The organism is Luteimonas pelagia (genome assembly GCF_054776035.1).
The window spans coordinates 32,640-45,131 of record NZ_BAAHCG010000001.1 but is presented as its reverse complement, the minus strand read 5'-3'; the positions used below and the strand labels follow the sequence as shown (position 1 = coordinate 45,131).

General features: G+C 71.2%; 10 protein-coding genes. 8 read left to right on the top strand and 2 right to left on the bottom strand.

Annotated features, from left to right (window positions below):
• The first annotated feature begins 46 nt into the window (after nucleotides 1-46).
• The 8 genes from greA (at nucleotide 47) to ACYU7H_RS00155 (ending at nucleotide 9,753) form a co-directional block, all read left to right on the top strand.
• On the top strand, nucleotides 47-511 hold the full coding sequence (gene greA / locus ACYU7H_RS00190; protein WP_460813001.1) for a transcription elongation factor GreA: 465 nt from the start codon (nucleotides 47-49) through the stop codon (nucleotides 509-511).
• 6 nt (nucleotides 512-517) lie between these two features.
• Nucleotides 518-1,459, top strand: coding sequence for a phosphoglycerate mutase (locus tag ACYU7H_RS00185; protein ID WP_460811524.1), 942 nt, complete (start codon nucleotides 518-520; stop codon nucleotides 1,457-1,459).
• Nucleotides 1,456-3,177, top strand: coding sequence for a single-stranded-DNA-specific exonuclease RecJ (gene recJ, locus ACYU7H_RS00180; protein ID WP_460811522.1), 1,722 nt, complete (start codon nucleotides 1,456-1,458; stop codon nucleotides 3,175-3,177). Before ACYU7H_RS00185 ends, recJ begins: the two co-directional genes overlap by 4 nt.
• Nucleotides 3,178-3,266: 89 nt before the next feature.
• Nucleotides 3,267-4,395 (top strand): peptide chain release factor 2 gene (gene prfB / locus ACYU7H_RS00175; RefSeq protein ID WP_460811520.1). Its coding sequence is split into 2 segments (ribosomal slippage): nucleotides 3,267-3,341 and nucleotides 3,343-4,395, totalling 1,128 coding nucleotides; the frame shifts between segments, so codons are not numbered across the junction.
• 43 nt (nucleotides 4,396-4,438) lie between these two features.
• Nucleotides 4,439-5,974: a lysine--tRNA ligase gene (gene lysS, locus ACYU7H_RS00170; RefSeq protein WP_460811519.1), complete on the top strand. Its 1,536-nt coding sequence runs from the start codon at nucleotides 4,439-4,441 to the stop codon at nucleotides 5,972-5,974.
• 89 nt (nucleotides 5,975-6,063) lie between these two features.
• Nucleotides 6,064-6,414 (top strand): PilZ domain-containing protein, encoded by a 351-nt coding sequence (locus tag ACYU7H_RS00165; protein WP_460811517.1) that lies wholly within the window; start codon nucleotides 6,064-6,066, stop codon nucleotides 6,412-6,414.
• A 35-nt stretch (nucleotides 6,415-6,449) separates the two neighbouring features.
• Nucleotides 6,450-7,562 (top strand): HD domain-containing phosphohydrolase, encoded by a 1,113-nt coding sequence (locus tag ACYU7H_RS00160; protein ID WP_460811516.1) that lies wholly within the window; start codon nucleotides 6,450-6,452, stop codon nucleotides 7,560-7,562.
• A gap of 4 nt (nucleotides 7,563-7,566) precedes the next feature.
• Complete coding sequence (locus ACYU7H_RS00155) at nucleotides 7,567-9,753, top strand: ATP-binding protein (protein WP_460811514.1); 2,187 nt, start codon at nucleotides 7,567-7,569, stop codon at nucleotides 9,751-9,753.
• A 6-nt stretch (nucleotides 9,754-9,759) separates the two neighbouring features.
• On the opposite strand, the gene ACYU7H_RS00150 is transcribed toward ACYU7H_RS00155, so the two are convergent.
• Together ACYU7H_RS00150 and ACYU7H_RS00145 are read right to left on the bottom strand one after the other, a co-directional pair.
• The gene (locus ACYU7H_RS00150) at nucleotides 9,760-10,638 is read right to left on the bottom strand and encodes a crotonase/enoyl-CoA hydratase family protein (protein WP_460811513.1); all 879 of its coding nucleotides are present in this window, start codon (nucleotides 10,636-10,638) and stop codon (nucleotides 9,760-9,762) included.
• A 143-nt stretch (nucleotides 10,639-10,781) separates the two neighbouring features.
• Nucleotides 10,782-12,461 (bottom strand): long-chain fatty acid--CoA ligase, encoded by a 1,680-nt coding sequence (locus tag ACYU7H_RS00145; protein WP_460811511.1) that lies wholly within the window; start codon nucleotides 12,459-12,461, stop codon nucleotides 10,782-10,784.
• Between the last annotated feature and the right edge of the window lie 31 nt (nucleotides 12,462-12,492).

Genomic DNA, 12,492 nt, shown 5'->3' with positions numbered 1-12,492 from the left:
ACGGCCGGCAGCGCCGGCCCCCGATGGAGTGACCATGCGAGCACCGATCACGACCCGAGGCGCCCAGCGCCTGCGCGCCGAACTCGACGAACTCAAGTCGGTGAAGCGTCCCGCGGTGATCAACGCGATCGCCGAGGCGCGTGCCCACGGCGACCTGAAGGAGAACGCCGAGTACCACGCCGCGCGCGAGCAGCAGGGCTTCATCGAGGGCCGCATCAAGCAGCTCGAGGCCGAGCTGTCGCATGCGCAGGTCATCGACGTGGCCGGCCTGGACGCCGGCGACAAGGTGGTGTTCGGCGCCACCGTGCAGCTGGCCGACGTCGAGTCCGACGAGGAGAAGACGTACCAGATCGTTGGCGACCTGGAGGCGGACATCAAGCTGGGCCTGATCGCCATCTCCTCGCCCGTCGCGCGCGCGCTGATCGGCAAGCACGAGGGCGACAGCGTCACCATCGAGGCGCCGGGCGGCACGCGCGAGTTCGAGATCGTCTCGGTCAGCTACGCGGGCTGACCCCCGGTGGCGCGCCGGGTCCTGCTGCTGCCAGCGCGGAGCGCACTGACGGGCACGTTCCCCGATGCGGTGGCCAGGGTGCTGGGCCGCGCGGATGTGGCGACGGCCGGGACGCCCGGCCACCAGGCGCAGCTCGCCCGTCATTTCGACGTCCTTCCGCGCCAATGGGCAGTCGCCCCGCTGACCCGCCGGCTGGACATGGGCGAGGCGGGTGACGCGGGCTCGGCCGCATGGCTGCGTGCCGATCCCGCCTACGTCCGCCCGGACATCAACGGTGCGCGCCTGCTCGCCTGCGGCGAGGGGCTGCAGGTGGATGCCGCGGATGTCGACGCGTTGCTGCCGGCCCTGCGCACCCTGTTCGGCGATGCCGGCTGCCCCATCGATGCCCCGCACCCCTCGCGGTGGTACCTGCGGCTGGCGCGCGAGGCCCGCCTGCCGCGCTTCGTGCCGCCGGGCGAAGCACTCGGCGCGGACCTGTTCGACACGCTGCCGGGGGAGGGCGAGGACACGCCCGAGGCACGCCGCTGGCGCGCGCTGCTGAGCGAAGTGCAGGTCGTGCTCCACAACCACCCCTGGAACGCCCGGCGCATCGCGGCGGGCCGGCCGCCGGTGAACTCGCTGTGGTTCTGGGGCGGCGGCGTGCTGCCCGACCACGTGCGCGCCCGGGGCTTCGATGCGACCGTCGGCGGCGACGGCGAACTGCGCGCGCTCGCGGGGATGGCGGGGTGCCGACGCCTGGACGACGTGCACGGGGCCGGCGACGACATCGACGTGCTGGTCGATGGCCGGCACCTGCGTTCGGCAGACGAACTCGCGTCGTGGCTGGCGCCGCGGCCCGATGCGATCGAACTCGATTTCGCCGACGGGCATGCGCTGTCGCTGTCGCGTTCGCACCGCTGGCGGTTCTGGCGCCGTCCGCTGGTCCGGTTCCCGAAGGCGGAGGCATGACAGGACCGCTGCTGCGGCAACGCAGGGCCGTGGCCCCGGAGGGCGAATGGCCCGCGCACGTGCCGCCGCTGCTGCGACGGCTGTATGCGGCGCGGGGCGCGCCGCGACCCGAGCAGGCACTGCCACGGCTTGCCCAGCTGCCCGCGCCCTCGTCGATGGCCAACATCGACGACGCCTGCGCGCTGCTCCACGACGCGATCGAGCGCGACCTGCACATCGTGGTGGTCGGCGACTTCGACTGCGACGGTGCCACCGCGTGCGCCGTCGGCGTGCGCGGGTTGCGGTTGCTGGGCGCGCGCCGCGTGTCGCCCGCCGTCCCCAACCGCGCCGTCCACGGCTACGGACTCTCGCCGGGGCTGGTCGAGGAACTGGCGGCCCTGTCGCCCGACGTGCTGGTGACGGTCGACCACGGCATCGCCTGCCACGCGGGTGTCGCGGCGGCGCGCGAACGCGGCTGGCGGGTGCTGGTGACCGACCACCACCTGCCCGGCGCGACGCTGCCCGATGCCGACGCGATCGTCGATCCCAACCTGCCGGCGTGCGCGTTTCCATCGAAGGCCCTGGCGGGCGTCGGGGTGGTCTTCTACGTGCTCATGGCGCTGCGCGCCCGCCTGCGGGACGCAGGACGGTACGGCAACGGGCCGGAGCCCGACCTGTCCGCGCTGCTCGACCTGGTCGCGGTGGGCACCATCGCCGACCTCGTCCCGTTGGACGCCTGCAACCGCGCGCTCGCCGGTGCCGGCCTGCGCCGCTTGCGTACCGGGCGGGGGTGCGTCGGCCTGGTCGCGCTCGCGGAGGCCAGCGGGCGCAGGCCGGACGCGTTGACCTCCGCCGACGTCGCGTTCGCCATCGCGCCGCGGTTGAACGCCGCCGGCCGGCTGGAGGACATGGCGCTCGGCATCGAATGCCTGCTCACCGAGGACATGGACCAGGCCCGCGCCATTGCGGCGACGCTCGACGGGATCAACCGCGAACGCCGCGAGGTGCAGCAGGCGATGACGGATGCCGCGGAAGCCGCGATGTCCCGGCTCGCGGCGGACGGGCCGGTGCCGGTGGCGGCCTGCCTGTTCGATCCGGACTGGCACCCGGGCGTGGTCGGCCTGGTGGCGTCGCGCATGAAGGACCGGCTGCACCGGCCGGTGGTCGCGTTCGCGCCCGCCGAACCGGGTGGCGCCTGGCTGCGCGGGTCCGCCCGTTCCATTCCCGGGCTGCATGTCCGCGATGCGCTCGCCGCGGTCTCGGCAGCGCACCCGGGCATGGTGGAACGCTTCGGCGGCCACGCGATGGCCGCCGGCCTCACGCTCGCGCGCGAGCGGCTCGGGGCGTTCGAGGCGGCCTTCCGGTCCCACGTGGAGGCGGTGCTCGACCCGGCGTCGCTCCGGTCGGAGCTGCTGACCGACGGCGCACTCGCGCCCGGCGGGTTCGACCACGCGACCGCGCGTGCGCTGCGCGATGGCGGGCCCTGGGGCCAGGCCTTCCCCGAGCCGCTCTTCGAGGGCGCGTTCGAGGTGCGGGGCTGGCGTCGCGTGGGCACCACGCACCTGCGGATGGACCTGGACACCGGGTCGGGCGTGGTGCCGGCCATCGCGTTCGGCGCGTGGACGGACGCTCGGGCGCCCGAACGCGTGCACGTGGCATTCCGCCTCGAGCCGGACGACTACCGCGGCGGCGACGCGGTGCAAATGGTGGTCGTGCACGTCGCGCCGCTGCACGCCTGAGCGGCGCGCCGCGGCAACGCCCGTGCCCCCGCGGCTGGTAGAATCGCGGTCTTTCCGCATCCGTCCGGGCGCGTGGCCCGGCATACGCCATGATCGAACTCAATCCGATCCGAGCACGCATCGCCGACCTCACGGGCCGGCTCGATGCGCTCCGGGGGTTTCTTTGACTACGACGCCCGCCGCGAGCGCCTGGAGGAAGTCGAGCGCGAGCTCGAGGTCCCGTCGGTCTGGGACGATCCCGAGCGCGCACAGGCCTTGGGCCGCGAGCGCGCCACGCTCGACCGCGTCGTCAACGGCATCCGCACGCTGACCGAGGGGCTGGCGGGCGCCGGCGAGTTGCTCGAACTGGTCGAGGCCGAGCAGGACGAGGAGACCCTGGCGGCCATCGAGGCCGACGTCGCGCGTTTCGGTCGCGAGGTCGACCAGCTCGAGTTCCAGCGCATGTTCTCCGGCGAGATGGACTCGCACCCGGCCTTCGTCGACATCCAGGCCGGCGCCGGCGGCACCGAGGCGCAGGACTGGGCCGAAATGCTGCTGCGCATGTACCTGCGCTGGGCCGAGTCGCGCGGCTGGAAGACCGAGCTGCTGGAGGTCTCCGGCGGCGAAGTGGCGGGCATCAAGTCGGCCACGTTCCGTGTCGAGGGCGACCACGCCTACGGCTGGCTGAAGACCGAGATCGGCGTGCACCGGCTGGTGCGCAAGTCGCCCTTCGACTCGGACAACCGGCGCCACACCAGCTTCACCTCGGTGTTCGTCAGCCCCGAGGTCGACGACGACATCGACATCGACATCAACCCGGCCGACCTGCGGACCGACGTGTACCGGTCCTCCGGCGCGGGCGGCCAGCACGTCAACAAGACCGAGTCGGCGGTGCGCATCACGCACGTCCCGACGAACACGGTGGTGGCCTGCCAGACCGAGCGCAGCCAGCATGCCAACCGCGACCGCGCGATGAAGATGCTCGCCGCCAAGCTCTACGAGCTCGAGGTGCAGAAGCGCAACGCCGAGAAGGACGCGCTGGAGGCGACCAAGTCCGACATCGGCTGGGGCAGCCAGATCCGCAACTACGTGCTCGACCAGAGCCGCATCAAGGACCTGCGGACCGGCATCGAGCGATCGGACACGCAGAAGGTGCTGGACGGCGACATCGACGAGTTCCTCGAGGCCAGCCTGAAGGCGGGCCTGGAGGCGGGCGCCAAACGCAGCGACGCCGCCTGATCCACGCGCCACGCCGCCACGCACCTCCGGACCGACCCGACCCATGACCGACGCCACCCATCCCGCCGCCGACCCGGGCGCGACGCACGCCGACGAGCACCGCCTGGTCGCCGAACGACGCGCCAAACTGGCCGAGCTCCGCCGCCAGGGCTTCGCGTTCCCGAACGATTTCCGCCGGACCGACGAGGCGGGCGCCCTGCAGGCCGAATACGCCGACGCGGAGCGCTGGACCGGCGAGGCGCTCGAGGCGGAAGGCCGCCGCGTCGCGCTGGCCGGCCGCCTGCTCGCCAAGCGCGTCATGGGCAAGGCCGCCTTCGCGCAGGTCCAGGACGTGTCGGGGCGGATCCAGCTGTTCCTCCAGAGCGCGGCGCTGGGCGAGGCCTACGACGCGTTCAAGCACTGGGACGTGGGCGACATCGTGGCCGCGACCGGCACGGTGATGCGCACGCGCACGGGCGAACTGTCGGTCAAGGCCGATTCGCTGCGCCTGCTGGTCAAGGCGCTGCGCCCGCTGCCGGACAAGTGGCACGGGCTGGCGGACGTCGAGCAGCGCTACCGGCAGCGGTACGTCGACCTGATCGTCTCGCCCGAGTCGCGCGAGGTGTTCGTCAGGCGCTCGCGGATCGTCGCCGCGCTGCGACGCTGGCTCGACGCGCGCCGCTTCCTCGAGGTCGAGACGCCGATGATGCATTACCTCGTCGGCGGGGCGACCGCGAAGCCGTTCGCCACGCACCACAACGCACTGGGCCTGGACCTCTACCTGCGCGTCGCGCCCGAGCTCTACCTCAAGCGACTGGTGGTCGGCGGCTTCGAACGGGTCTACGAGATCAACCGCAACTTCCGCAACGAGGGCGTGTCCACGCGGCACAACCCCGAGTTCACGATGCTCGAGCTGTACGAGGCCTACGCGTCGTACGACGAGGTGATGGACCTCACCGAGTCCATGATCCGCGACGTGGCGCTGGAGACGCTGGGGACCACCTCGGTCGAATGGGAAGGCCGCGCGATCGAGCTGGGGCCGCGCTTCCGCCGCTGGCGCCTGGACGAAGCGGTGCGGGAGCACAACCCGCACATCTCCGCGGAGGACTGCCGCGACCGCGGGGCGCTGGCCGGCCATTGCCGCGCCCTCGGCATCCCGGTGAAGGCGGGGCAGGGCTGGGGCAAGCTGCTGCTGGAGATCTTCGAGAAGACGGTCGAGCAGACGCTGGTGCAGCCGACCTTCATCACCCACTACCCGGTCGAGGTTTCGCCGCTGGCGCGCGAATCCGACGCCGAGCCCGGCGTCACCGACCGCTTCGAGCTGTTCGTCGGCGGCAAGGAACTGGCGAACGGCTTCTCGGAGCTCAACGACCCCGAGGACCAGGCCGCACGGTTCCGGGCGCAGATGGACGCCAAGGCCGGCGGCGACGACGAGGCGATGCACTTCGACGCCGACTACATCCGGGCGCTGGAAGTCGGCCTGCCGCCTACGGGTGGCCTGGGCGTGGGCATCGACCGGCTCGTGATGCTGCTCACGGATTCGCCCTCGATCCGCGACGTGCTGCTCTTTCCGTACATGCGGCCCGAACACCACGGCTGAGTGCGCCGGCGCGCCACCGCGCGGCGCGCCATTCCGGAACCGTGTCCGCCTGCGCGGACCCGTGACGGTGGCGTCGCTAGAGTGGCTGGATGTCCCTGCTCACCCTCAACGGCTTCCGCCGGTCGCGCTGCGCGATCGATGCCGAGGCGCGCCTGCGCGGCGTGCACGGGGAGTGCCTGGCCGAGGTGATCGACCTGTCGATGAGCGGCTTGAACCTGCACCGGCCCCGCGAATTCGAGCCCATGGTTGGCCATGCGGTGGAGGTGGAACTGCGTTGCGGGCGTGCGCGCGACCGCCGGGTCGGTGTCCGCGGCCGGGTCGTCCGGCGCGAGGCCGGCCGGATCGCGTTGCGGTTCGAGCGGCTCAGTCCACTGGTCGAACGGGAGCTCCAGGGGGTGATCGACGACCTGGGCACCCTGAAGGACGACACCTTCGACTGAGGGGCGGGGGGCTGCCGGGCGGGCCCCGGGCGAGTATGCTTGGGCCAACGCCGCGCACGGACGTGGGGCGCCGCGAGGGGGGGGTCCGCTTGAATATCGTCATCGTCGACGACCAGACCTCGGCGCGCACGATGCTGCGCCACATCATCGAGGACATCACCGCGGAACTGGCGGTGCACGACTTCGGTGATCCCGAGGAAGCGCTCGGCTGGTGCGACGGCAACCGGCCCGACCTGCTGTTGCTCGACTACCGGATGCCGGGCATCGATGGCCTGGAGTTCGCGCGCCGGTTCCGCCGCGCGCCGCTGCATCGCGACGTGCCGATCATCCTGGTGACCGTCGTGGGCGACGCGCCCGTGCGGCAGGCCGCGCTCGAAGCGGGCGTCATCGACTTCCTGGTCAAGCCCGTGCGGCCGCGCGAGTTGCGCGCGCGCTGCCGCAACCTGCTGCAGCTCAGGCAGCAGTCGGAGAACGTGAAGCAGCGCGCGCTGTCCCTGGAGCAGCGCCTGCTGTCGAGCATGCACGAGGTCGAGGAGCGCGAGCGCGAGACGTTGAACCGCCTCGCCCGCGCGATCGAGTACCGCGACTCGGGCACCAGCGCCTACCTCGAGCGGATGTCGCACGTGGCCGGCCTGGTGGCCGAGCAGCTCGGGCTGTTCGAGGACGAGGCGCGGGTGGTGGAGCTGGCCGCGCCGCTGCACGACCTCGGCAAGATCGCGATCCCGGACCGCATCCTGCTCAAGCCCGGGCCGCTCGACGAGGAGGAGCTGGTCGAGATGCGCATGCACCCGCGCATCGGCCACCAGTTGCTCAGCGGCAGCAACAACCGCTTCATCCAGACGGCGGCCACGGTCGCGCTGCGCCACCACGAGCGCTGGGACGGCAGCGGTTATCCCGACGGCCTGAAGGGCGACGCGATCCCGCTCGAGGCCCGCATCGTCGCCGTCGCCGACGTCTTCGACGCGCTGATCTCCCCGCGGCCGTACAAGGGGCCGTGGGACATCGACAGCGCGCTTGCCTACCTGTTCGCGCAGCGCGGGCGGCTGTTCGATCCCGCCTGCGTCGACGCGCTGGTGCGCAACCGCTCGCGGCTCGAGGACATCTGCAGGCGTTTCTCGGGCGCCCGGCCGCGGCCCGGGGTGGAGTGAGGCCATGCTTCCCGCCATCGCTTGGGTGAAGCGCCGGCTGACGGGGCGCCCCGACAGCGAGCACCTGCAGGTGATGGTGCGGATGGTGATCACCGCCCTGTTCTGCGGCTATCTCGGCGCGGAAGTGGGCGCGGGCTCCGGCTCCATCTCGCTCTACGCCACCTGGCTCATCCTGATGGGCGAGCTGGTCGTCTCGCTCGGCCTGCTCGCCGCGATCCTGGCGAATCCCGGCGTGTCGCACGTGCGCCGCTGGATCGGGATGCTGGCCGACTATTCGGCCATCGGCCTGGTCATGTACCTGCAGGGAGAGACCGCGTCGCCGCTGTACAGCGTGTACCTGTGGGTGACGATCGGCAACGGCCTGCGCTACGGGCCGCGCTACCTGTACACCGCCACCGCGCTGGCATCGCTGTCATTCCTCGCGGTCCTGTCGGCCACGCCGTTCTGGCACGACAGCCCGTACCTTTCATGGGGCCTGTTCGGCGGACTGGTGGCGGTGCCGCTGTATTTCGCGAACCTCCTCAACGCCCTGACCCGGGCCATCGACGAGGCACGCCGCGCGAACCTGGCCAAGAGCCGCTTCCTGGCGAACATGAGCCACGAGTTCAGGACGCCGCTCAACGGGCTCGCCGGCACCTCGGAACTGCTCGCCGCCACCCGGCTGGACCGCGAGCAGCGGGAATGCCTGGACACGATCCAGGCGTCCACGCGGAGCCTGATGGCGCTGGTCGAGGACGTCCTGGACATCTCCGCGATCGAGGCGGGCAAGCTGCGGGTCAACCAGGTGGAGTTCTCGCTGCGCGAACTGGTCGAATCGATCGGGCTCATCCTCCAGCCGATGGCGCGGGGCAAGCGCCTGGACTACCGCGCGGAGGTCGCGGTGGACGTGCCCGAGCGCGTGCTGGGCGACGTGGGCCACCTCCGCCAGGTGCTGCTCAACCTCGCCGGCAACGCCGTCAAGTTCACCGACGCGGGGTCCGTCGCGCTCGAGGTGGCCCGCGTGTCGGGCGGCCGCGACAGCGTGCGCCTGCGCTTCACCGTCAGCGACACGGGTATCGGCATTCCCGCCGCGGCGCGGGAAAGGCTGTTCGAGGCGTTCGAGCAGGCCGACGCGAGCCTCTCGCGGCGCTATGGCGGGACGGGTCTGGGAACGACCATCGCAAAGGGACTCACCGAGGCCATGGGCGGCACGATCGGCTTCGAAAGCCGGGAGCGCGAAGGCAGCCGCTTCTGGGTCGAGCTGCCCTTCGAAACAGTTGCGTTGCCGGCCGAATCGGACGACGGCGAGGTCGCCGCCGCGCAAGGCCGGGTCGAGACGGACGCCAAGGGCGAGAACGTCATCGCGTTCGCGGATCCGTTCCTGCGCCATCGCGCGCGCGTGCGGAGCATGCAGATCCTCATCGCCGACGACCATGCGGCGAACCGGATGGTGCTGCAGAAGCTGCTGCAGAAGGCGGGGCACCGGGTCGTCCAGGTCGAGGACGGCGAGGCGGTGCTGTCGGCGCTGGAGGTCGGCGACTACGACGCGGTGGTCATCGACCTGCACATGCCGGGACTGAGCGGCCTGGACCTGTTGCGCCACCTGCGGGTGATGGAGGCGGGCAGCGCGCCGCGCACGCCGGTGCTGGTGCTCAGTGCCGACGTCACGCCCGAGTCGATCCGCAGCTGCGAACAGGCGGGCGCCCGCGCCTTCCTGTCCAAGCCGGTGTCGGCCGAGCGCCTGCTGGAACTGCTCGCGGACATCGCCGTGGGTGGCCAGGCGGCGACGGGCGCGCTGCAGGTCGTGGGGGCGGGCGACGGCGGGGATGCCGAACTCGTCCTGGATCCCGGCGTGCTGGAGGAGCTCGCGGCGCTGGGCATGGGCGAACGCTTCGAACGGGAGCTGGTGGACCAGTGCCTGCGCGATGCCGCGGACTGCCTGGCCTCGATCGAGGTGGCGGCCGCGAACGCCGACTGGGACGCGATGCGCGACCACGCCCATGCACTGAAGGGCGTCGCCGGCAACGTCGGCCTCGTCAAGCTGGCGGCGATCAGCGGCGAGTTGATGCGTCTCGACCGCTGGCGCCTCGCGCAGGAGTGGCGGCAGCGGTTCGAAGCCCTGCAGTCCCAGCTTTCGAAGGGCCGGGCCGCCCTCGCCGCGCGCACCGGAGGTGGCGTGGCGGGGCGGGAGGACGGCGTGGAGCGGAGCTGAGCGGGATCACCCCGGCACCAGCCCGGCCCGGCGGCTCTGGGCACGCACGAGGCGCTCCATGGTCCGCAGCGACTTCTCCCCGAGCTGCAGCGCGGTGTCGACCCAGACCTCGGTGATGCTCATGAGCTCTTCCAGCGTGACCGGCTGGGTCATGGAACGCACCCGGTGCATCGCGGCGCGCGCATGCGGGATGCGGCGGTTCGCGCGGATCACTTCCTCGACCGCACGCACGCCTTCTCCCTTGGGGACCAGCACGTCGACCAGGCCCATCCGGTGGAGCTCCTCGCTCGAATAGACGCGACCCTCGAGCATCAGCAGTTCCGCGCGGTGGGCCGGGATCCGCCTGCACAGGAAGGAATAGGCACCCATGCCCGGGAACAGGTCGAACAGCACCTCGGGCAGTCCCATCCCGACGCCTTCCTCCGCGACGATGGTGTGGCAGCTCAGCGCGGCCTCGAAGCCACCGCCCAGCGCATCGCCCTGGACCAGCGCAATGGAGTGCGCACCGGCGCCGAGGCCGACGTGGAATGCATGGACGCCGCGCACACACTGGCGCGCATACGACAGCAGCGTGCCGCGGTCGCGGTTGTGGATGGCGCGGCAGAACAGCTCCAGGTCACCGCCCAGGTTGAACACGTCCGACTCCGACGCCAGCACGACGTGGGGCAGGGTGTCGTCCTGGTCGGCGCGACGACGCAGCAGGTCCGACAGCGACTGCTGCCAGTCGAGGATGTCGTCGACGAGTTCGGGACGGAAGCAGGCGCGCCCGGGCCGCTCGGCCAGGTCGGCATGCATGTGGCACCAGTGGATCCCCTCGGCGTGGTCTTCGGTGACGCGAAGGGTGCGATAGGGCAGCGAGCGTTGGAAAAGCGGAACGGCGGACATGGCGAAACCCCCCTCGTTGGGCCGCCCGGCCGGTCGCGGTGTTACGGACGGCAGGTCTATGGAGCCGTGGATGCGCCCGACCGGCCGATTCTATGCCTGCTTTCAGTCACGGCCGCAAGAAGGGCCGGTCCGCCCCGCGGTCTTCAGGCGCCCGGGCCCTGCTCGCGCAGTTCGCGGCGGAGGATCTTGCCCACGTTGGTCTTGGGCAGCTCGTCGCGGAACTCCACGTACTGGGGCCGCTTGTAGCCGGTGAGGTTCTCCCGCGCGTGCGCCAGGATCTCCGCCTCGCCCAGCGCCGGGTCCTTCCGCACCACGACGACCTTCACCGCCTCGCCCGACTTCTCGTCTGGCACGCCCACCGCGGCGACCTCGAGCACGCCAGGCAACATCGCGATGACGTCCTCGACTTCATTCGGGTACACATTGAAGCCGGAGACCAGGATCATGTCCTTCTTGCGGTCGACGATGTAGAAGAAGCCCTCGTCGTCCATTCGCGCCATGTCGCCGGTGTGCAACCAGCCCTCGCCGTCGATCGCCTGCGCGGTTTCCTCCGGGCGCTGCCAGTAGCCCTTCATGACCTGCGGCCCGCGGATGCAGAGTTCGCCGACCTCGCCTGCCGGCAGCATCGCGCCGTCCTCGCCCTTGATGCAGGCGTCGGTCGAGGGAACGGGCAGCCCGATGGACCCGTTGTACTCGGGCAGGTCGATGGGATTGATGCAGGCGGCAGGCGACGTTTCCGTGAGCCCGTAGGCCTCCACCAGGGTCACGCCCGTGGCTTTCTTCCAGCGCTCGGCGACCGACCGCTGCACCGCCATGCCGCCTCCGAGCGTCAGGTGGAGCGGCGAGAAGTCGATCTCGTCGAAGCCGGGCGTGTTGAGCAGGCCGTTGAACAGCGTGTTGACGCCGGTGATCGCGGTGAACCGGACCTTCTTCAGTTCCTTCACGAAGCCCGGCATGTCGCGCGGATTGGTCACCAGGTAGTTCAGCCCGCCGAACTTCATGAAGACCAGGCCGTTCGCCGTCAGCGCGAAGATGTGGTACAGCGGCAGCGCGGTGATGATGATCTCCTCGCCCTCGCGCACGTTCGTGCCGACCCAGCTGGCCGCCTGCTGCATGTTCGCCACGAGGTTGCGGTGCGTGAGCATCGCGCCCTTCGCCACGCCCGTCGTCCCGCCCGTGTACTGCAGGAAGGCGATGTCGTTCGCCGAGATGGCGACGTCCGGCAGTTCGTGCCCGCGCCCCTTCGCAAGCGCGTCGCGGAAGCGGACCGCGCCGTGGATGGCGTAGTCGGGCACCATCTTCTTCACGTGGCGCAGGACGAAATTGACGATCGCACCCTTCGGGAAGGGCAGCATGTCGCCCAGGCCTGTCGTCACCACGTGCGGGACCGGGGTGTCGGCGAGCACCTTCTGGACCGTGTCCCCGAAGTTGTCCAGCACCAGGATGGCCTTCGCGCCGGAGTCGCGCATCTGATGCCGCAGCTCGCGCGGGGTGTACATCGGATTGACGTTCACCACGGTCAGCCCGGCGCGCAGGATGCCGAAGGTCGCCACCGGGTACTGGAGGCAGTTGGGCATCATGATCGCGACCCGGTCGCCCTTCTTCAGGCCCAGTTCGCCCAGCAGGTAGCCGGCGAACGCGCGGCTGAGCGCGTCCAGCTCCCCGTAGGTGATCGACCTGCCGAGGTTCGCGAACGCGGGCCGGTCCCGGAACCGTGCGATCGACGCGTCGAGGACGGCGACGATGCTCGGGTACTCGTCCGCGTCGATCTCGGCGGGAACGCCCTCGGGATACTGGGACAGCCACGGACGGTCTAGCGGCATCGCGATTTCCCCTCAGGCCGTCGCGGCCTTA

Coding starts and splice junctions, on each gene's coding strand:
- recJ (WP_460811522.1), top strand. CDS start 1,456: ATGACAGGACCGCTGCTGCGGCAACGCAGGGCCGTGGCCCCGGAGGGC.
- ACYU7H_RS00150 (WP_460811513.1), bottom strand. CDS start 10,638: ATGTCCGCCGTTCCGCTTTTCCAACGCTCGCTGCCCTATCGCACCCTT.
- lysS (WP_460811519.1), top strand. CDS start 4,439: ATGACCGACGCCACCCATCCCGCCGCCGACCCGGGCGCGACGCACGCC.
- ACYU7H_RS00145 (WP_460811511.1), bottom strand. CDS start 12,461: ATGCCGCTAGACCGTCCGTGGCTGTCCCAGTATCCCGAGGGCGTTCCC.
- ACYU7H_RS00160 (WP_460811516.1), top strand. CDS start 6,450: ATGCTTGGGCCAACGCCGCGCACGGACGTGGGGCGCCGCGAGGGGGGG.
- ACYU7H_RS00165 (WP_460811517.1), top strand. CDS start 6,064: ATGTCCCTGCTCACCCTCAACGGCTTCCGCCGGTCGCGCTGCGCGATC.
- ACYU7H_RS00155 (WP_460811514.1), top strand. CDS start 7,567: ATGCTTCCCGCCATCGCTTGGGTGAAGCGCCGGCTGACGGGGCGCCCC.